The sequence below is a fragment of the Arthrobacter zhaoxinii genome, from assembly GCF_024385505.1.
In the GTDB taxonomy this organism is placed as follows: Bacteria; Actinomycetota; Actinomycetes; order Actinomycetales; family Micrococcaceae; genus Arthrobacter_B; species Arthrobacter_B zhaoxinii.
This window is the reverse complement of record NZ_JANFLT010000005.1, coordinates 385,366-404,388: the sequence shown is the minus strand read 5'-3', so window position 1 is coordinate 404,388 and position 19,023 is coordinate 385,366. Positions and strand designations below refer to the sequence as shown.

General features: G+C 65.4%; 16 protein-coding genes. 9 read left to right on the top strand and 7 right to left on the bottom strand.

Annotated features, from left to right (window positions below):
• Window positions 1-12: 12 nt before the first annotated feature.
• The 4 genes from polA to rpsA all read left to right on the top strand — a co-directional run bounded on the left by polA (window position 13) and on the right by rpsA (window position 5,901).
• Complete coding sequence (polA, locus tag NNX37_RS09250; protein ID WP_407079950.1) at window positions 13-2,781, top strand: DNA polymerase I; 2,769 nt, start codon at window positions 13-15, stop codon at window positions 2,779-2,781.
• 36 nt (window positions 2,782-2,817) lie between these two features.
• Window positions 2,818-3,639 (top strand): GNAT family N-acetyltransferase, encoded by an 822-nt coding sequence (locus tag NNX37_RS09245; RefSeq protein ID WP_255792151.1) that lies wholly within the window; start codon window positions 2,818-2,820, stop codon window positions 3,637-3,639.
• Window positions 3,540-4,160 (top strand): sterol carrier protein domain-containing protein, encoded by a 621-nt coding sequence (locus NNX37_RS09240; protein WP_255792148.1) that lies wholly within the window; start codon window positions 3,540-3,542, stop codon window positions 4,158-4,160. Before NNX37_RS09245 ends, NNX37_RS09240 begins: the two co-directional genes overlap by 100 nt.
• Before the next feature lie 268 nt (window positions 4,161-4,428).
• On the top strand, window positions 4,429-5,901 hold the full coding sequence (gene rpsA / locus NNX37_RS09235; RefSeq protein ID WP_146362043.1) for a 30S ribosomal protein S1: 1,473 nt from the start codon (window positions 4,429-4,431) through the stop codon (window positions 5,899-5,901).
• Between the two features lie 371 nt (window positions 5,902-6,272).
• Here rpsA and NNX37_RS09230 read toward each other — a convergent pair whose 3' ends face one another.
• From NNX37_RS09230 to NNX37_RS09200, 7 genes are all read right to left on the bottom strand, one after another.
• Window positions 6,273-7,289: a LacI family DNA-binding transcriptional regulator gene (locus NNX37_RS09230; protein WP_255792146.1), complete on the bottom strand. Its 1,017-nt coding sequence runs from the start codon at window positions 7,287-7,289 to the stop codon at window positions 6,273-6,275.
• 70 nt (window positions 7,290-7,359) lie between these two features.
• On the bottom strand, window positions 7,360-8,817 hold the full coding sequence (locus NNX37_RS09225) for a GH1 family beta-glucosidase (RefSeq protein ID WP_255792145.1): 1,458 nt from the start codon (window positions 8,815-8,817) through the stop codon (window positions 7,360-7,362).
• Entirely contained in the window at window positions 8,817-9,734 is a 918-nt protein-coding gene (locus tag NNX37_RS09220) for a carbohydrate ABC transporter permease (protein ID WP_407079940.1), read from the bottom strand. Before NNX37_RS09220 ends, NNX37_RS09225 begins: the two co-directional genes overlap by 1 nt.
• The gene (locus NNX37_RS09215; RefSeq protein WP_255792144.1) at window positions 9,731-10,714 is read right to left on the bottom strand and encodes a carbohydrate ABC transporter permease; all 984 of its coding nucleotides are present in this window, start codon (window positions 10,712-10,714) and stop codon (window positions 9,731-9,733) included. Before NNX37_RS09215 ends, NNX37_RS09220 begins: the two co-directional genes overlap by 4 nt.
• 59 nt (window positions 10,715-10,773) lie before the next feature.
• A complete protein-coding gene (locus tag NNX37_RS09210; RefSeq protein WP_255792143.1) occupies window positions 10,774-12,096 on the bottom strand; it encodes an ABC transporter substrate-binding protein in 1,323 nt (440 codons plus the stop codon).
• A 284-nt stretch (window positions 12,097-12,380) separates the two neighbouring features.
• The gene (locus NNX37_RS09205; RefSeq protein WP_255792142.1) at window positions 12,381-13,553 is read right to left on the bottom strand and encodes a class I SAM-dependent methyltransferase; all 1,173 of its coding nucleotides are present in this window, start codon (window positions 13,551-13,553) and stop codon (window positions 12,381-12,383) included.
• The gene (locus NNX37_RS09200; RefSeq protein WP_255792141.1) at window positions 13,546-14,223 is read right to left on the bottom strand and encodes an IMPACT family protein; all 678 of its coding nucleotides are present in this window, start codon (window positions 14,221-14,223) and stop codon (window positions 13,546-13,548) included. The genes NNX37_RS09205 and NNX37_RS09200 overlap by 8 nt, the downstream gene beginning before the upstream one ends.
• A 71-nt stretch (window positions 14,224-14,294) precedes the next feature.
• Here NNX37_RS09200 and coaE point away from each other — a divergent pair, with 71 nt between their 5' ends.
• The 5 genes from coaE (at window position 14,295) to NNX37_RS09175 (ending at window position 18,966) form a co-directional block, all read left to right on the top strand.
• Window positions 14,295-14,915, top strand: coding sequence for a dephospho-CoA kinase (gene coaE / locus NNX37_RS09195; RefSeq protein WP_255792140.1), 621 nt, complete (start codon window positions 14,295-14,297; stop codon window positions 14,913-14,915).
• A gap of 82 nt (window positions 14,916-14,997) precedes the next feature.
• A complete protein-coding gene (gene uvrB, locus NNX37_RS09190; protein WP_255792139.1) occupies window positions 14,998-17,076 on the top strand; it encodes an excinuclease ABC subunit UvrB in 2,079 nt (692 codons plus the stop codon).
• Between the two features lie 104 nt (window positions 17,077-17,180).
• Window positions 17,181-18,302, top strand: a complete 1,122-nt coding sequence (locus tag NNX37_RS09185; RefSeq protein WP_255792138.1) for an NDMA-dependent alcohol dehydrogenase — start codon at window positions 17,181-17,183, stop codon at window positions 18,300-18,302.
• A 60-nt stretch (window positions 18,303-18,362) separates the two neighbouring features.
• Entirely contained in the window at window positions 18,363-18,818 is a 456-nt protein-coding gene (locus NNX37_RS09180; protein WP_255792137.1) for a hypothetical protein, read from the top strand.
• Window positions 18,781-18,966, top strand: coding sequence for a hypothetical protein (locus NNX37_RS09175; protein ID WP_255792136.1), 186 nt, complete (start codon window positions 18,781-18,783; stop codon window positions 18,964-18,966). The genes NNX37_RS09180 and NNX37_RS09175 overlap by 38 nt, the downstream gene beginning before the upstream one ends.
• The last annotated feature ends 57 nt before the right edge of the window (window positions 18,967-19,023 follow it).

Genomic DNA, 19,023 nt, shown 5'->3' with positions numbered 1-19,023 from the left:
CTTAACGGCAACATGAACGGCGACACGGAAGACAGCACTACCGCCGTCGAAAACCCAAGCACCCCGTCTGCCGGTGCAGCCGCCGCTTCCCTGGGAACCGTGAACGCCGGAGGGCACAACCGGCTGCTGGTGATTGACGGGCACTCCATGGCGTTCCGGGCCTTCTACGCGCTCCCCGCCGAGAACTTCTCCACCGACACAGGCCAGCACACCAACGCCGTCTACGGTTTCACCTCCATGCTGATCAACCTGATCAAGGAGGAGAAGCCCACTCACGTGGCCGTCGCCTTTGACCTGGATACCCCTACGTTCCGGTCGGAGGAATACACCGAATACAAGGGCGGGCGGAACAAGACCCCCGAGGAGTTCCACGGCCAGATTGACCTGATTATCAAGGTCATGGAAGCCATGCGCATTCCCACCCTGTCGATGGACGGGTACGAAGCGGACGACATCCTGGCAACCCTGGCGGAAAAGGCCTCCGCCCTCAACTGGGACGTTATGGTCGTTTCGGGAGACCGGGATGCCTTCCAGCTGGTGGATGACCACGTCACCGTGTTCTACCCGAAGAAGGGTGTCTCCGACCTGCCGCGGATGGACGCGGCAGCTGTGGAAGCCAAGTACCTGGTTCCCCCGGACAAGTACTCCGACCTCGCCGCCCTCGTGGGTGAGAGTGCGGACAACCTCCCCGGCGTGCCCGGCGTCGGACCCAAGACCGCTGCGAAGTGGATCAAGCTTTACGGCGGGCTCGAGGGGATTCTCGAGAACCTGGACTCCATCAAGGGCAAGGTCGGCGATTCCCTGCGCGAGAACATCGAAGACGTCAAGCGGAACCGGCGCCTGAACCGGCTGCTCCGGGACCTGGACCTTCCCGTGGAGCTTGAGGCCATGGCTGCCCGCCGGCCGGACCGGGAGGCCATCGAGGAACTCTTCGACGCCCTGCAGTTCAACGCACTGCGCAAGCGGCTCTTCGACGTCTACGGGGAGGAAGAGGGCGAGAGCGCCGCGCACAACGAAGTGGCCGCGCCCGCACACAGCATCATCACCGACGCCGGGGAGCTCGGGACCTGGATCCGCTCCACCAACCAGGCCCGGACAGCCGTGCAGCTGGTCACCGAGGGTGCGGCAGGGGCGCGCGACGTCGTCGGCCTTGCCCTCGTCACCGATGCAGCCGCCGCCTACGTGCCCCTGACCGAACTCGACGCCGACGCCGAGCAGGTCCTCGCGGCCTGGCTGGCGGACCGGGACGAGCCGAAGGTGGTGCACGATTTCAAGGAGGCCTACAAGGCACTGGCCGCCCGCGGCCTGCACCTGGCCGGGGAAGTCGACGACACCGCGATCTCCGGCTACCTGATCCAGCCGGACCGCCGCAGCTACGAGCTGGCGGACCTGGCCCAGTACCACCTGCGGATGAACATTGTGCCGGCCGCGGCCGCCAGCAACCAGCTGGAACTGTCCCTCGGTGACGAGGACGCAGCCACGCCCGCCGTGTCCAAGGCCTTTGCCGCCCTGCGGCTGAGCGAGCACTTTGCCGGCCAGCTCGTGGAGCGCGGCGCCAACCAGCTGCTCGGCGGGCTGGAACTGCCGCTGTCCGAGGTCCTCGCGGAAATGGAACTGGCCGGCATTGCCGTATCCTCCGAGAAGCTGGACCGGCTGCTGGACGATTTCAGCGCCACCATCGCCCGTGTGAGCGAGGAAGCCTTCCGGATCATCGGCAAGGAGATCAACCTCGGCTCCCCGAAGCAGCTGCAGGCGGTCCTGTTCGACGAACTCGGCCTGCCGAAGACCAAGAAGATCAAGACCGGGTACTCCACCGACGCGGACGCGCTGACGGACCTGATCGTGAAGACCGGACACCCGTTCCTGGAGCAGCTGCTGGCGTTCCGTGACGCGTCCAAGCTGCGTTCCACGGTGGAGGGGCTGCGGAAGTCCGTAGCCGACGACGGCCGCATCCACACCACCTACGCGCAGACGGTGGCGGCCACCGGACGGCTGTCCTCGATCAACCCGAACCTGCAGAACATCCCGATCCGTTCCGAAGAGGGCCGCCGCATCCGCGAGGTCTTCGTGGTCGGTGAAGGCTACGACTCGCTGCTCACCGCGGACTACTCGCAGATCGAAATGCGCATCATGGCACACCTGTCCGGTGACGAAGGGCTGATCTCCGCCTTCCAGGCGGGCGAGGACCTGCACCGCTTTGTCGGTTCGCACGTGTTCAACGTGGCACCCGAAGAGGTCACCAGTGCCATGCGCTCGAAGGTCAAGGCCATGTCCTACGGCCTGGTCTACGGACTGAGTTCGTTTGGCCTGTCCAAACAGCTGGCTATCCCGGTGGATGAAGCCCGGACCCTTATCCGCGACTACTTCGAGCGGTTCGGTGCCGTGCGCGACTACCTGCGCGGCGTCGTCGAGCAGGCCCGCAAGGACGGTTTCACCTCGACCATCGAGGGCCGCCGCCGGTACCTGCCGGACCTGTCCAGCGACAACCGGCAGCTGCGCGAAATGGCTGAACGTGCGGCGCTCAACGCACCCATCCAGGGATCCGCAGCGGACATCATCAAGAAGGCCATGCTCGGCGTGGACCGGGAACTGAAGGCGCAGGGGCTGAAATCCCGGATGCTGCTGCAGGTCCATGATGAACTGGTCCTCGAAGTCGCCCCCGGAGAGCGGGACGCGGTGGAGAAGCTGGTGCGGGCGCAGATGGGCTCCGCGGCGGATCTGTCCGTTCCGCTGGACGTCTCCGTCGGCGAGGGCATCAGCTGGCACGAGGCAGGGCATTAAGCGGGAGGGACCCGCAGCATAGCCACAGGGGGAACCATGGGCACGGACCGCAGTACGGACGGCAGCACCGGCAGCACCGCCGACGGGCTCCGGTTTGAGTCCTTCCCGGCCGGGTACGACGCAGCGGACCCGGCCAAGGCTGATGAGCAGACCGCCAGGTGGTTCGACGCCGTTAACCTGGGCTTCCATGAGGACCGCACCAAAGAGGAGCGGCTGCCTGCCCAGGTGGACGGTTACCTGCGGGACGGACGCGTCCTGACGGCGGTGTACGACGATCGCCTGCCGGAGTACGCCTGGGACCCGGCAGTGCCCGTGGCCACCTACGCCACCATGGTCAATGACCTGAACGTCGGGGGAAGCGCACTGCTGCCCGCGCACCTGGTCACGGCGGTCACCGTCCGGCCCACCCACCGGCGCCGGGGTATCCTGCGGCGGATGATTACCGCGGACCTCGCCCGGGCCAAGGACTCCGGACTGGCGCTGGCAGCCCTCACCGCGTCCGAGGCAACCATTTACGGGCGCTTCGGTTTCGGCGCCGCGACCTCCACCGCCGGCGTCGAACTGGAGACCCGCGGCAACCTGGAGTTCACCTCGCCGCCGCGCGGCAGCATCGCGATTGCCGACGCCGACAAGCTCCGGGGGCTGGTGCCTGACATCTTCCGTGCCCACTTGGAGCGCACCTTCGGCGCCCTGGCCGGCAGCATGCGTACGCCATGCGTGCTGCCGGGAAGTGGAACGGGGAAAACACGGACCCGGATATGGCCGTACGCGGTGTTCTCCGGTACAACGCAGACGGCGTCCCGGACGGCTACGCGGCCTACAAGTCCCTGGGCTGGCAGCACGAGCCGCACACAGTGAAGATCACTGACCTGGTGGCGGCCAGCGACGAGGCGTACCGCGAACTGTGGCGCTACCTCGGTTCCATTGACCTGGTGGACCGGCTGACCTTCAGCGAAGCGCCCGTGGAGGATCCGCTGCCCTGGATGCTTGCGGACCGGCGGCGCTACAAGGTGAAGGACGTCGCGGACGTCCTGTGGCTGCGGATCCTGGATCCCGCGGCCGCCCTTGCGGCCCGCGGCTACTTCGGCGACGGCACGGTGGTGCTCGACGTCGATGATCCGTTGGGGCTGGCAGCGGGAACCTTCCTGCTCGAAGTACGCGGCGGAGTCGGGACCGTCCGCGCGGCCGGACCCGGCGGGCACCCGGACGCCCCGCGGGTGGAACTGGGCGCGGCCGCCCTGGGGTCCCTTTATCTGGGGGCAGTCAGCGCGCGGACCCTGGCGGCCGCCGGGGGAGTGCGGGCCGGGGAGGAAGCGCTGGCCGTCCTGGAAGAGTTGTTCACCGCAGGCCCGGCACCGTACTGCAGCACGCATTTCTAACCACCTGAGTGGCAGGCAGGTATTTTAGTGCCGGCGGCACAGCGGTTCCCTTTGACCTGCGTTGGCGCATCCGGCTAGACTGATCGGGCGCGTAATAGCGCAAGTTATTACCAATCCTGTCCATCTCCGGGCAAACAAGCTGTTCGTCGCAGGCATCTACGTGCCTTCGTCATTCACTTGGGCAAGTATCTTGCCTGCGGTTAATCCCGCCGGTTAGTGGAAACCAGTCCGGAATACAAAACAACTTCCACATCGGAGTCCCAACTACATGACCATCACCACCAACGAGAAGTCCGGTACCCCGCAGGTCGCCATCAACGACATCGGTACTGCCGAGGACTTCCTCGCCGCGATTGACGCAACGATCAAGTACTTCAACGACGGCGATCTCGTCGAAGGTACCGTTGTCAAGGTTGACCGCGACGAGGTCCTGCTCGACATCGGTTACAAGACCGAGGGTGTCATTCCTTCCCGCGAGCTTTCCATCAAGCACGACGTTGATCCCGGAGACGTTGTCTCCGTCGGCGATCAGGTCGAAGCCCTGGTGCTCACCAAGGAAGACAAAGAAGGCCGTCTGATCCTCTCCAAGAAGCGTGCTCAGTACGAGCGTGCCTGGGGCGACATCGAGAAGGTCAAGGAAGAAGACGGCGTCGTTACCGGTACCGTCATCGAGGTTGTCAAGGGTGGTCTTATCCTCGACATCGGGCTGCGCGGCTTCCTGCCTGCATCCCTCGTGGAGATGCGTCGCGTCCGCGACCTGGCTCCGTACATCGGTCAGCAGATCGAAGCCAAGATCATCGAGCTGGACAAGAACCGCAACAACGTTGTTCTGTCCCGCCGTGCCTGGCTCGAGCAGACCCAGTCCGAGGTCCGTTCCACGTTCCTCAACAAGCTGGAAAAGGGCCAGGTTCGTCCGGGCGTTGTTTCCTCCATCGTCAACTTCGGTGCATTCGTGGACCTTGGCGGCGTAGACGGTCTCGTCCACGTCTCCGAGCTGTCCTGGAAGCACATCGACCACCCCTCCGAGGTTGTCGAAGTTGGCCAGGAAGTCACCGTTGAGGTTCTGGAAGTTGACCTCGACCGCGAGCGTGTCTCCCTGTCGCTGAAGGCTACGCAGGAAGATCCGTGGCAGACCTTCGCCCGCACCCACGCCCTCGGCCAGGTTGTTCCGGGTAAGGTCACCAAGCTGGTTCCGTTCGGTGCGTTCGTCCGCGTCGAAGACGGCATCGAAGGCCTGGTCCACATCTCCGAGCTGGCAGTCCGCCACGTGGAGCTCGCCGAGCAGGTTGTCTCCGTTGGGGATGAACTGTTCGTCAAGGTCATCGACATCGATCTTGAGCGTCGCCGCATCTCGCTGTCCCTCAAGCAGGCCAACGAGGGCGTCGATCCCGAGGGCACCGAATTCGATCCGGCTCTGTACGGCATGGCCGCAGAGTACGACGAAGCCGGCAACTACAAGTACCCGGAGGGCTTCGACCCCGAGTCCAACGAATGGCTCGAAGGCTACGAGACCCAGCGCGCCGCTTGGGAGCAGCAGTACGCTGACGCCCAGGCCCGTTGGGAAGCCCACAAGAAGCAGGTCGCCCAGCACAACTCCGAGGACATCGCTGCTGCATCGGAATCCAACGATTCCGGCACCACCAGCTACTCCTCCGAGCCTGCCGTTGCAGAGACGGGTGCCGGCACGCTGGCTTCCGACGAAGCCCTGGCTGCACTGCGCGAGAAGCTCACGGGAAACTAATTCCCCCAGGTTCCGCAGTCCGGTAACCCGGACCGCGTAACCGCCATCAGCGGACCTCCACTTTGGTGGGGGTCCGCTTTTGTGTGCGGGCGTGTCTTTCACCTGCCTGGCCGGAGATTACGGCCGGGAACTACGAGCAGTCCGTAGCCCGGGCCCTTTCCGCGGCCAGGGCCTATGAGCGAACCGACGTCGAGGAAATGTCCGCCGACCGTTTCGACCGCCTCCGCGCCGCGGTCCTTGCCTACGAAACAGCCAACGGCCTTGCCGCATCACCCAGGGAGCCGCAAGTTCCTCAAGGCCCAGCAGCTGGGCATCAGGATCGTCACCCCTGATGAGTTCGCGCAGATGCTGGACGACGGCGAGGGCTGACCTCAGGCAGAATCCCGGGGCACCAGGGAAGTGGGCAGCCGGTAGACGCGTGCCGCCGGCCGGCCTTCGATGAGTTCCACAAGAAGCTCCGCCATCTTTTCCCCCAGGGCGGAGATGGGATGGTGGATGGTGGTCAGGGCCGGGCTGACACTGGTGGCAAAGTAGTCATCGTCAAAGCCGACGACGGCGATGTCCTCGGGGATGCGCAGGCCCCGCTCCTTGATGACCGAGTAGGCTCCGGCTGCCATCTGGTCATTGGCAACAAAGATGCCGTCCAGCGGCTTGTCCCGCTCGAGCAGGCGGCGCATGGCTGCCGCCCCGGACGTCACGGTGAAGTCCCCGATTTCCACCAGGGCGTCGTCCAGGCCGCCCGCAGCCAGCGCGGCGCGCCATCCGGCCAGCCGGTCCACGCCCGGCGGCATGTCCTGGGGGCCGGCGATCGTGGCGATGTGACGTCGCCCGCCCTCCACCAGGCGGGTCGTGGCCGCCACCGCGCCTTCCTCGTTGTCGACCTCCACGAAATAGCTTTCGTCGGCGTTGACCAGCGGCCGCCCGGCGAAGACAACCGGCAGTGAGTGCGTCAGGCTGGCCCAGGAGTGGTCCCCGCTGTGGTGGGAAACCACGAGCACGCCGTCCACGTTGCCGCCCATCAAATACCGGCGCGTCTTCTCCGGATCGGCCTCCGAGGAGGTGACGATGTTGAGCATGTAGTCGGTGGTGTTCAGGTACTTGGTGACGCCTTCAACCACGGTGGCGAAGAACGGATCGGCGAACACCTTGGAGGTAGACTCCGGCACCAGCAGGGTTACCGTGTACGTCCGCCGAATGGCCAGGGTCCGCGCGGCACGGTTGGGCACGTAGTTCAGCGTCCGGACGGCTTCCTCAACGGACTCGGCCAGGTGCGGAGCGACGGACGGCGATCCGTTGACCACGCGGGACACGGTGGCGCGGGAAACGCCGGCCAGTGCGGCCACCATTTCCAGGGTGGGGGCCGGCCTGCTGCCGGGTTCAGCACTCATTCTTATCTCCCTGTACTGACTTCGGTTCCGCCCGGCGGAAAAAGCAGGCCGGCCCCCAGTTTACGGTCACTTAGGCAACCGGTGCGGTTTCTGCAGCCCGGCGCCCATGCGTACCCGTGCCGCGGAGCTCAGCAATCAGGGCACTGTAGGCGTGGCCGCTGTCCTTGACCGTACGCGCCATGGTGTCGTAATCGACGCGCACAATCCCGAACCGCTTGTTGTAGCCCCAGGACCACTCGAAGTTGTCCAGCAGCGACCAGACGAAGTACCCGCGCACATCCGCGCCGGCGTCAACGGCACGCCCGACGGCGGCGATGTGGTCCAGGATGAACTGGGTGCGTTCCGGGTCATGCACCGATCCGTCCGTGCTCACGGCGTCGTTGTAGGCCGCGCCGTTTTCGGTGACGTAGAGCGGGGGCAGCGTCGGGTATTCCTCGCCCAGCCGGACCAGGAGCCTGCGCAGCCCGTCAGGGTTGACCTCCCAGCCCATGGCGGTCCGGGGAAGTCCCCGGGTGGGGAAGGTGATGTGTTCGGCACCGATCCAGGGTGAGGCCACCGGCCGGCCCGAGCCTCCCGAATGGCCGTCAGCACCACTCGTGTCCGGGTGCCCGCTGATCTGGTCGTCGTGGTAATGGTTCACGCCCAGGAAATCGATCGGAGTCCCGATGATCTCCAGGTCCCCGTCGAGGATGACTTCGCGCAGGCCGAAAGGCTCAAGATCCGTCAGGGTGTCTTCCGGGTACGCACCCCGAAGGATGGGGTCCAGGAAGATGCGGTTCTGCAGGGAATCAAAGAGCCGGGCCGCTTCCAGGTCCACCGGATCCGCGGCGTCGAGGGGGATGGAGTTGCTGAGGTTGAGTGTGATGCCCAGCTGCTGGGCGCCGCGGTCTCGGAGTTCGGCGACGGCCAGGCCGTGCGCCAGATGCTGATGGTGCACGGCAGCGATGGCCGCACGGGGTTCCTGCCGGCCGGGCGCGTGGACGCCGGAGCCGTAGCCCAGCAGGGAGGAGCAGAACGGTTCGTTGAACGTGGTCCAGTGCTGCACCCGGTCGCCCAGGGCGGTGTAGACATCATTGGCGTACTCGGCAAAACGGTAGGCCGTGTCGCGGTTCGCCCACCCGCCCTTTTCCTCCAGTGCCTGCGGCAGGTCCCAGTGGTAGAGGGTCAGCCAGGGCAGGATTCCCGCTTCCAGGAGTTCGTCCACCAGCCGGGAGTAGAAGTCCAGCCCCTTGGCGTTGGTGCTGCGGTCTCCCGGGCGGACCCGGGCCCAGCTGGTGGAGAACCGGTAGGAGTCCAGGCCGAGTTCCTTCATGAGGGCGACGTCGGCCGGCATCCGGTGGTAATGGTCCACCGCGGTCTCCGGGGTGTGGCCGTTGAGCGTGCGTCCCGGGATGCGGGAGAAGGCGTCCCAGACGGAATCTTCCTTTCCGTCCTCCCAGGCCGCACCCTCAATCTGTGCGGCAGCGGTAGCTGATCCCCAGATGAAACCGTCCGGCCAGCTGTTCCGCTGTGGCATATTGTTCGTCATTAACCCTTCACTGCTCCCTGCATAATTCCGGATATAAGTTGTTTCCCTGCCAAAACAAAGAGGATCAGCAGGGGGATGGTGGCCAGGACGGCACCGGTCAGGACCACGGAGTAGTCCACGTACCGGGCAGACTGCAGCTGGCTCAGTGCCGTCTGCAGCGTCGGATTGCTGGTGCCCAGCACCAGCAGCGGCCACATGAAATCAGTCCACGCCATCATGAACGTGAACAGGCTGAGGATGGCCATGGCAGGCCTCGCGGCGGGCAGGGCAACATGCCAGAACGTCTTGATCATGTTGGCCCCGTCCATGCGCGCGGATTCAATCAGCTCGTCGGGGATGGTGTCCACGAGGTACTGGCGCATAAAGAAGACCCCGAACGCGGTGACCAGGCTGGGCACGATGACGGCACCGACCTCACCCGTCCAGCCCAGCCGCTGCATCACCATAAACAAGGGGATGATGCCCAGCTGTGTCGGGATGGCCATGGTGGCGATCACCGTCACCATCAGTATGCCGTTGCCGCGGAACTTGAGCTTGGCGAAGGCGTAGCCTGCCAGGGTGGAGAAAAGGACCACGGAAACGGTGATCGTCCCGGAAATCAGGATGCTGTTACCGAGTGCCTTCCAGAACGGCACCGTGTCGAAGACCTCGGCGGCATTGCTCCAGAAATTTCCTCCCGGCAGCAGCGGGGGCCAGTCCAGGCCCAGCGCCTCGTTGGAGCGGCTGCCTATGACGGTGGACCACCACAGCGGGTAGGCGGATCCGATGAGGAAAGCCAAGAGGATCCCGTAGGTGAGGAAGCCCGGGCGGCGGCCGTCAACCAGCGACACGCCCTTCCGGGATTTCCGTACCGGTTTTCCTGACCCGGAGTCGATGCCGGTGCCGGGTATGGCACGGGCTCTTTGCATAACGCTCATCGCTTGCTCCTAACCCGGCGGGGTTTTGTGTCCGCCGTGGCGATGCTCTTGGAGATCATGAAGTTGACCAGGCCTACCAGCACGATGATCAGGAACAGGAGCCAGGCAATGGCAGAAGCCTCGCCGAAGTTCTGGCGCTGGAAGGCCATCTCCCAGAGGTAAAGCACAGTGGTCTGGAACTGGCGCTGGCTTCCGCCGGCCGTCACTGCGTCGAACAGCCGCGGTTCGGAGAAGATCTGCAGTCCGCCGATGGTGGAGGTGATCACCACGAAGATCATCGTGGGGCGGATGCTGGGAAGCGTAATGCTGAAGAACCGGCGGAAGGGACCGGCACCGTCCAGCGCGGCCGATTCGTAGATATCCCGCGGAACCGACTGCATTGCTGCGAGGAGGATCAGGGCGTTGTACCCGGTCCAGCGCCAGTTAACCATCGTGGCGATCGCAAAGTGGCTGGGAAGCGTCTCCGTTTTCCAGAGGATGGGGTCGATGCCCAGGTTGCCCAGCAGGTTGTTGATCAGCCCGTACTCCTCACCGAACATGTTGGTGAAGATCAGGGCCACGGCCACCGGAGTCACCACGTAGGGCAGCAGGATGCTCATGCGCCAGAAGGTGCGCGCCCGCAGCTGCTGGTCCAGCACTGCAGCCAGGAACAGCGCCACTGCCAGCTGCGGAATGGCCGAGAGGAGGAAGATGCTGAAGGTGTTGAGCATCGAGTTCCAGAAGAACCGGTCGCCCAGCACGTCCCGGAAGTTCTGCAGCCCCACGAACTCGCCCTGCCCTTTGAGCAGATGCCAGTCGTGCACCGAGACATAGAAGGTAAACAGGAGCGGGAACAACCCCACAATCGCGAAAACGATGAAGAAGGGGGAGACGTACAGGTAAGGGGAAGCCTTGACGTCCCAGACCTGCAGACGTTGACGGAAGGTGGGCCGGGGGATCTCCGGGCTGGCCGTGTCGGGACGGCTTAGTGTAGTGGTCATAGGACTCTCGAACTCCAAGGGGGGCCTTCGGTCCTGCCGAAGGCCCCCGGTCGATGGTGCTAGTTGTTGCTGATAACCAGCTCGTCGAGGAGCTTGAGCGCTTCCGCCCAGGCGCCTTCCGTATCGGTGTCGCCCGTTTCCAGGCGATCCAGGGCGGGGCCAAAGACGTTCTCCTGGATGACTGAGTCATCAGGACCCTTGAACTGCGCGATGACGCCTTCTGCGCGGGAGGCCAGAATTGCTCCGGTTGGCGCGTTGTTGAAGTACTCGTTCGGCGCAGCAGCCTCAGCAAGTTCCTTCTGTGCGTCAAGCGTGCTGGGGAAGTTGTTCGCTGCAGCACTCTGCTTGACCTGCTGGTCCGGGTGGGTCAGCCATGCTGCGAGCTTTGCAGCTTCGGTCTTGTGCTCTGAGGTTTCCGGAACGGAGAGGAATGCGCCGCCCCAGTTGGAGGCACCGCCCGGGAAGACATCGGCGAAGTCCCAGCCGCTGTCGGTGCCGCCGCCTGCCGATTCAATGGAACTCTGGATGGTGCCGAGCATCCATCCGGGGCAGACGAACGTGGCGAACGAGCCGTCCAGGAAGCCCTGGCCGTTGCCCCAGTTCCATTCTTCCTGGTTGGCTGACAGGCCGTCCTGGGTGGCCGAAGCCAGCTGGGCGAACTTGTCCTCCATCTCCTTGTTGCCTTCGATGTTGAGTTCACCGTCGGCGGTGTAGTAGCCCTCGTCCATCTGGTTGACCATGGAGTTCCAGACGAAGCCGTTCTGGTCGAACCAGGGCTTCCCGGTCTTCTCGTGGTACTCGCGGCCGAGATCGAAGTATGTTTCCCAGGTGGCGTCCTCGCCGCCGAAGAGCTCCGCAACGGACTCGCGGTCGCTGGGCATGCCGGCGGCTTCGAACAGCTTGCCGTTGTAGCACATGCCTGCGGGGCCGATGTCGGTGCCGTAACCGATCACCCGTCCCTCGCTGTCGGTGCCCTGCTCGTACTTCCAGTCCACCCAGCGGTCCTTGATGTCTTCGGCACCGTACTCGTTGAGGTCAACGAACTTGTCGGAGACCTCCATGATGGCCCCGAGCCAACCTTCTTCGATGGCTACAACATCACTCAGGCCGGAGCCGGCGGACAGTTTGGTGAACGCGTCAGTGCGCGCGTTGCCGCCGGTGTCGATGTTGGTGGGCTTGATGGTGATTCCGGGATTGGCCTTCTCGTACTCTTCGTAGAGATCGTCATAGCCGAAGGTGCCGAAGGTGGTGACGGTCAGTTCAACGGGATTGTCGGCACTTGCCGCCTCATCCTCGCCGCCGCCGCCGCCGCAGCCTACGGCCAGCAGTGCCACTACGGCGGCACCTGCGATTGCCGCCGCGGGATGTCGGAAATTCTTCACGGTCACTCCTTTGTGTGTGGGTAGAGCAAGTAATAATCCCGGGCAGTGGACCGTGCCGTTATGGTGCTCTGGGCGGGGATCCGCGGAGGCGGGACTTTATGTGGATGAAACGGGGTCAGACGCCCAGCCGGATCAGACTCCATACCGAGAGAGCGCTCTCTTGACTTGGTCCACAGCCTAGGAGTGATGTGGATCACTGTCAAGAGAGCGCTCTCTCAGGTGGTTTGGGCGTGTCGCTGTGAAGGAACCGGAACGGCGGGAGGTTCCGTTCCCAGGGCGCGCGTTTAGCGCTGGGTACTGACGGTAACTGTGAACTTCGGGTTGCGGGCAACCTCGCGGGTGGGCCCCACCAGCCGCGTCAGGGCGGGTTTGTACAACAGGTGGCTGTTCCAGACGGCCCACAGCTCCCCGCCCGGTTTGAGGACGCGGCCGGCGTCCGCGAAGAGCTTCAGGGCAATGCCGGCATACACCGCCGCCCCGACGTGGAAGGGCGGGTTCAGCACCACCAGGTCTTCGGACTTATCGGGAAGCGGAGCCAGGGCATCGGCACGGGCAACGACGGCGCGGTCAGCCACGCCGTTGGCGGCCAGGGTCCGCTCGGCGGACGCGGCGGCCGCGGCGGACTGATCCGTTGCCAGGACCCGCAGGCCCGGACGCGTCAGCGCCAGGTACGCAGCAATGGTTCCCGTTCCGCAGCCCAGGTCCACGGCGTGTTCGGCTGCGCGGGCCCCGGCCAGATGCGGCAGCAGGAACCGGGTGCCCGGGTCCAGCGCGGCCCCGCCGAACGCCGCCCCGTAGGCCCAGAGTTCCAGCGGCTGCGCCAGCCCGACGTCGTGCCGCTGGGACACCGGAAAACGCGTCACCGGACGCTGCTCCGGCGGCAGGGGAGAGGCTGCAGTCAGGACGCGAGACTTCTGCCGCCCGAGCCCTGCCGTCACCGAGCCGAACCAGCGCGCCAGAACCTCGTTCATGGCCGGAGTCATGTGCTTGATCCGGCCCCCTGCGTACACAGTGACGTCCGGCGCGGCGGAGGCTGCGACCAGTGCCGCAATCTCTTCCAGTGCCGCCAGCGAGCGCGGCAGCCGCAGCAGCACCACACGGGCGCCCTTCACGAGCGGTGCCGTGAGGGCATGGTGCGTAAACGCGTCCGCCAGCCCCAGCTCCGCGGCGTTTGCCTCCAGCGCCTGTTCACCGCTCAGCGGATCCTGATGGACGCGGAGGCTGCGCAGCCCGTAACCGGCCGCCGCTCCGAGGGTCAGGGCACCGTAGGCATCGCCGATGACGACGACGCCGCCCGGCCGGCCGGCGTCCGCCGCCGCTTCGAGGTCGGCGGCAGCCGTGTCCAGCAGGAGCCGGTCCGCAGCGTCCCAGGCCTGGAGGTTGGGGGCCTCCACGTCAGGCCGGCGGCGCAGCCGGGCGAAATCAAAGTCGGTCCGGCCCGGTACAGGGTCAGTCACGGTCAATCCATTCTGTTCCTAGGGGGACCGGCTCGGAGGCTCCGGCGGTCAAGGAGGCGAGACGTGCGTGGAAGGCCGCCAGAGCTTCCGGGGTGTCCGGCAGTGCGACATTGATGGAGGCACCTGCGGCCGAGTACTCCGTTCCCAGCACGCTGACGCCTGCCGTGCGGAGATCGTTTTCCAGCCGTCCGGCCGCTGAGTGTCCTGCGGGAATGCCGTAAAGCTGCATCCGGCGCCGCCGGAGCAGAGGCGCGGAGGCAAGGGCGGAGGAGACGGACTCAGAGTAGGCACGGACCAGTCCGCCGGCACCAAGCAGGATGCCGCCGAAGTACCGAACGGTCACCGCGGTGATATCACTGAGGTCGGTGGCCCCGCGAAACGTTTCCCGCTTGGTGAGTGCCTCCAGCATCGGGATGCCGGCGGTGCCGGAAGGCTCGCCGTCGTCGCTGGAGCGCTGGACCTCACGGGCCGGGCCGAGCACGAAGGCGCTGCAGTGGTGCCGGGCGTCATGGAACTCCCGGCGCAGGTCCGCCACCAGGGCACGGGCCTGCTCCTCGGTTTCAGTGCGCCGCAGCACGGTGATGAAGCGGGAGCGTTTTATCTCGAGTTCGGAGCGGTGCTCTGCGGCGATGGTGGTGTAGCGCCCCGCCGCCGCGTCAATATCGCTCACCTTTCCAGTCTAGTGGCCGCCGCCGGTGTCCGTGCCGGCCGCAGCGGGGACACCGGCGGTAGGGTGGGGGCATGCTCAAGGTTGGACTCACCGGCGGGATCGCCGCCGGAAAATCCCTGGTTGCCCGTACCCTCGTGGACTGCGGGGCGGTGCTGGTGGACGCCGATGCCCTGGCCCGGGAAGTGGTGGAGCCCGGCACACCTGGCCTGGCCGCCGTCGTCGAGGCTTTTGGCCCCGCCATCCTGGCTGCCGACGGTTCCCTGGACCGGGCGGCGCTGGCCGCCGTGGTCTTCGGCGACGAGGAGCGCAGGAAGGTGCTGAACGGTATTATCCATCCGCTGGTCCGGGCCCGTGCCGCGGAGCTGGCGGCCGAGGTGCCCGCGGACGGGATCCTGGTCCAGGACATCCCGCTCCTGGTGGAAACCGGCCAGGCCGGGAACTTCGATTTTGTCCTCGTTGTCGAGGCACCCGAGGATGTCCGGCTGGACCGCATGGTCCGGATGCGGGGAATGGAGCCCGACGCCGCACGGGCCCGGATCGCCGCCCAGGCCACCGCGGAGCAGCGGGCCGAAGCCGCCGACGTTGTGCTGCACAACACCGGCACCGAGCAGGAGCTGGCTGCGGCCGTACGGGATCTCTGGGAAACCCGGCTGGTGCCGCTGAATGCCGCCCGGACCCGGGCGGCACGGTAGGGCCAGGACCGGCGGGCATTCCCCGTTCAGCCGCTAGCAAAGCGGACCACGGCTGTCCGCAGAGCGGAGTAGCTTTAAACCCATGAGTCTTGCGCAGGACATCAAGAGAGTAGTGGCACCGTTTGAGGTCATCAGTGACTACAAGCCCGCCGGTGACCAGCCCACCGCCATCAAGGAACTCGCCGAGCGGATCAACGCGGGCGAGAAGGACGTTGTCCTCCTGGGCGCCACCGGTACCGGTAAGAGCGCGACGGCGGCCTGGCTGGTGGAGCAGGTTCAGCGCCCAACGCTGGTGATGGTCCAGAACAAGACGCTGGCCGCCCAGCTGGCCAACGAATTCCGGGAGCTGCTGCCCAACAACGCGGTGGAATACTTCGTCTCCTATTACGACTACTACCAGCCTGAAGCGTACGTTCCGCAGACGGACACCTTCATCGAGAAGGACTCCTCCATCAATGAGGAAGTCGAACGCCTGCGCCACTCGGCCACCAATGCCCTGCTGACCCGCCGTGACGTCATCGTGGTGGCCACCGTGTCCTGCATCTACGGCCTGGGCACCCCGGAAGAGTACATCGAGGCGATGGTGACGCTGCGCCGGGGCCAGCAGATGAACCGTGATGACCTGCTGCGCCGCTTCGTAGCCATGCAGTACGTCCGCAATGACATGGACTTCCACCGCGGCACCTTCCGGGTGCGCGGCGACACCGTGGAAATCATTCCGATGTACGAGGAAAACGCGATCCGCGTGGAATTCTTCGGCGACGAGATCGAGAACATCTACACCCTGCATCCGCTGACCGGCGACGTCATCCATGAAGAGAACGAAATGTACGTCTTCCCGGCGTCGCACTATGTGGCCGGCGAGGACCGGATGCACCGTGCCATCCGCCAGATCGAGGACGAGCTGCAGGTGCGGCTGAAGGAACTTGAATCCCAGAACAAGCTGGTGGAAGCCCAGCGGCTGCGGATGCGCACCACCTACGACCTGGAAATGATGCAGCAGATGGGTTTCTGCAACGGCATCGAGAACTACTCGCGGCATATCGACGGCCGCGGCCCGGGCACCGCCCCGCACTGCCTGCTGGATTACTTCCCGGATGACTTCCTGCTGGTGGTGGACGAATCCCACGTCACCATTCCGCAGATCGGTGCCATGTACGAAGGTGATATGTCCCGCAAGCGCACCCTGGTGGACCACGGCTTCCGGCTTCCCTCGGCCATGGACAACCGTCCGCTCAAGTGGGACGAGTTCCTGGAGCGGATCGGCCAGACCGTGTACATGTCCGCCACCCCCGGCAAATACGAACTGTCCAAGGCGGACGGCTACGTGGAACAGATCATCCGGCCCACCGGCCTGGTGGACCCGCAGGTGGTGGTGAAGCCCAGCAAGGGCCAGATCGATGACCTGCTCGGCGAAATCCGCACCCGCACCGAGCGGGACGAGCGCGTGCTGGTCACCACGCTCACCAAACGGATGGCGGAGGACCTCACGGGCTATCTGCTGGAGCACGGGGTCAAGGTGGAATACCTGCACTCCGACGTCGATACCCTGCGCCGCGTGGAACTGCTCCGCGAACTGCGGATGGGCACCTTCGACGTGCTGGTCGGCATTAACCTGCTGCGTGAGGGCCTGGACCTTCCCGAGGTATCCCTGGTCAGCATCCTCGACGCCGACAAGGAGGGCTTCCTGCGCTCCTCCACCTCCCTGATCCAGACGATCGGCCGTGCCGCCCGTAACGTCTCCGGCGAGGTCCACATGTACGCGGACCGGATCACCGATTCCATGGCCAAGGCCATTGATGAAACCAACCGCCGCCGCGAGATCCAGGTCGCCTACAACAAGAAGCACGGCGTGGACCCGCAGCCGCTGCGCAAGAAGATCGCGGATATCACGGACCAGCTGGCCCGCGAGGACGCCGACACCAAGGCGCTCCTGGAAGAGGCCGCGAAGAAGAAGACGAAGGGCAAGGGCAAGGGGGTCCGGAAGGACGGCCTCGCCGCCGCTCCGGCCGAGGACCTCACCACGCTCATTGCGTCCATGACCGAGCAGATGCATGCCGCCGCCGCCGAGCTGCAGTTCGAGCTCGCGGCGCGGCTCCGCGACGAGGTGGGGGACCTGAAGAAGGAACTGCGCCAGATGCAGTCCGCCGGACACGCGTAGGCCGCCGGTCCACGCGGGACGGAAGACCCGTAGGAGTACCTGCGAACACTGCGGTGCTGCTGCTGTAGCCTGCCACTCCAATCACAACGATGTGGAGGACCAGGATGAAAACACGTGCAGCAGTTCTGTGGGAAGCACCCGGCAAATGGACCGTTCAGGAGGTGGACCTGGACGAACCGGGACCCACCGAGGTCCTGGTGGAGATGGTGGCCACCGGCCTTTGCCATTCCGATGACCATTTCGTCACCGGGGATATCCAGACCGGCATGACGCCGATGGTCGGCGGCCATGAAGGCGCCGGCATTGTCCGCAAGGTGGGCTCCGAGGTGCATGACCTGGCCGAGGGCGACCACATTGTCACGGCCTTCATCCCCGGTTGCGGGAAGTGCCGCTGGTGCGCCGCGGGAATGCAGAACCTTTGCGACTACGGAGCAATCATCCTCGAGGGGAACCAGCCTTCGGGCGGCTTCCGGATGCACTCCGACGGAACGGACGTGGGTACGGTCAGCACTCTGGGCACCTTCGCGCAGTGGCAGGTTTACGACCAGATGTCCGTCGTGAAAATCGACCCGGAAGTACCGCTGGAGGTTGCCTGCCTGGTGGCCTGCGGCGTCGCCACCGGGTTCGGCTCGGCGACCAACGCGGCACATGTCCGGGGAGGGGACGTTGTCCTGGTCATCGGCGCCGGCGGCATCGGCATGAATGCGGTCCAGGGGGCCGCTCTGTCCGGCGCCGCCCACGTGGTGGTGGTCGATCCGGCACCGGCCAAGAAGGACTTTGCCCCGCAGTTCGGCGCCACTGAGGTCTTCGCGGACTTCGATGAAGCCGATGCCTTCGTTCGGTCCGTCACCAACGGCCAGGGAGCGGATTCGGCGATTATCTGCATCGGTGTCGTCACGGGTGCCGACATCGGCCGGGCATATGGTGCCATCCGCAAGGGCGGAACCGTTGTGGTCACCGGGATCGGCAAGGACACCGACGACGAGATCCCGGGGATCAACGCCTTTACCCTGGCCATGTACCAGAAGCGCATCCAGGGCGCGCTCTACGGCATGGCGTCCCCACGGGAGGCGATGCCGATGCTGCTGCGCCTCTACCAGGCCGGCCGGCTGAAGCTGGACGAGCTGATCACCAAGCGGTACTCCCTGGACGAGATCAACGAGGCCTACAACGATATGCGTGAGGGCATCAATATCCGCGGAATCATCGATTTCACTAGGGCCTGACCGACGGGGCTGCCGGCCGGGTCGGCCGGGAATGTCGGCGGCCGGCGCTACGGTGGAAGCATGCAGTTCACCTCCCCGCCGTCCCCGCCGGCGCTTCCGGCGCTTCCGGCAGACAGTGCCACCTCCTGGTGGGAAATTGTCGCCGCGCTGGGCCCGCTGGCTGTCCTGCTTGCGGGTGCCCTGACCTTTTTCATCGGATGGAAAACCCTGGAGCAGCGCCGGAAAGCGGATCAGCGGTCGGAGTGGTGGACCCGTGCCCAGTGGGCCATCGAAGCGTCCCTGTCGGAGGATCCCCGGCGGCAGGAAACCGGCCTGGGCGTTTTGGATCTGCTGGCCCAGAGCGACCTGGCCGGTGCCGAAGAGGCAGCGATCATCAGCATTGCCTGGGCGCGCCCGCTGACGGCGTTAGTGGACTCGAACGGCGATATGGGCCAGAATGAAATCATCACGAGCGGACCCGGAACGGAGGAGGCTGACGATGACAACAGCAGCACTGCCGCTGGCACACGGAGGTAAGGCCCCGCGGGGCGCCGATCAGCCTGACCGGGACCGGGACCGCGAACGGGTGCAGATCCGGGCCGCACGGCTCCGTCTCACCACTGACCGCAAGCTCGGCAAGCCCACCCCGGACTGGGTCCGGAAACTGGCCGACCGGCCGCTGTAGCGGCCCCAGGACAACATCAGGAAAAATGAAGCAGGTCCCCGGCGTCTGCCGGGGACC

Excerpts from the sequence above, each read along its gene's own strand:
- polA (WP_407079950.1), top strand. The coding sequence starts at position 13 with ATGAACGGCGACACGGAAGACAGCACTACCGCCGTCGAAAACCCAAGC.
- NNX37_RS09245 (WP_255792151.1), top strand. The coding sequence starts at position 2,818 with ATGGGCACGGACCGCAGTACGGACGGCAGCACCGGCAGCACCGCCGAC.
- NNX37_RS09240 (WP_255792148.1), top strand. The coding sequence starts at position 3,540 with ATGGCCGTACGCGGTGTTCTCCGGTACAACGCAGACGGCGTCCCGGAC.
- rpsA (WP_146362043.1), top strand. The coding sequence starts at position 4,429 with ATGACCATCACCACCAACGAGAAGTCCGGTACCCCGCAGGTCGCCATC.
- NNX37_RS09230 (WP_255792146.1), bottom strand. The coding sequence starts at position 7,289 with ATGAGTGCTGAACCCGGCAGCAGGCCGGCCCCCACCCTGGAAATGGTG.
- NNX37_RS09225 (WP_255792145.1), bottom strand. The coding sequence starts at position 8,817 with ATGACGAACAATATGCCACAGCGGAACAGCTGGCCGGACGGTTTCATC.
- NNX37_RS09220 (WP_407079940.1), bottom strand. The coding sequence starts at position 9,734 with ATGAGCGTTATGCAAAGAGCCCGTGCCATACCCGGCACCGGCATCGAC.
- NNX37_RS09215 (WP_255792144.1), bottom strand. The coding sequence starts at position 10,714 with ATGACCACTACACTAAGCCGTCCCGACACGGCCAGCCCGGAGATCCCC.
- coaE (WP_255792140.1), top strand. The coding sequence starts at position 14,295 with ATGCTCAAGGTTGGACTCACCGGCGGGATCGCCGCCGGAAAATCCCTG.
- uvrB (WP_255792139.1), top strand. The coding sequence starts at position 14,998 with ATGAGTCTTGCGCAGGACATCAAGAGAGTAGTGGCACCGTTTGAGGTC.
- NNX37_RS09185 (WP_255792138.1), top strand. The coding sequence starts at position 17,181 with ATGAAAACACGTGCAGCAGTTCTGTGGGAAGCACCCGGCAAATGGACC.
- NNX37_RS09180 (WP_255792137.1), top strand. The coding sequence starts at position 18,363 with ATGCAGTTCACCTCCCCGCCGTCCCCGCCGGCGCTTCCGGCGCTTCCG.
- NNX37_RS09175 (WP_255792136.1), top strand. The coding sequence starts at position 18,781 with ATGACAACAGCAGCACTGCCGCTGGCACACGGAGGTAAGGCCCCGCGG.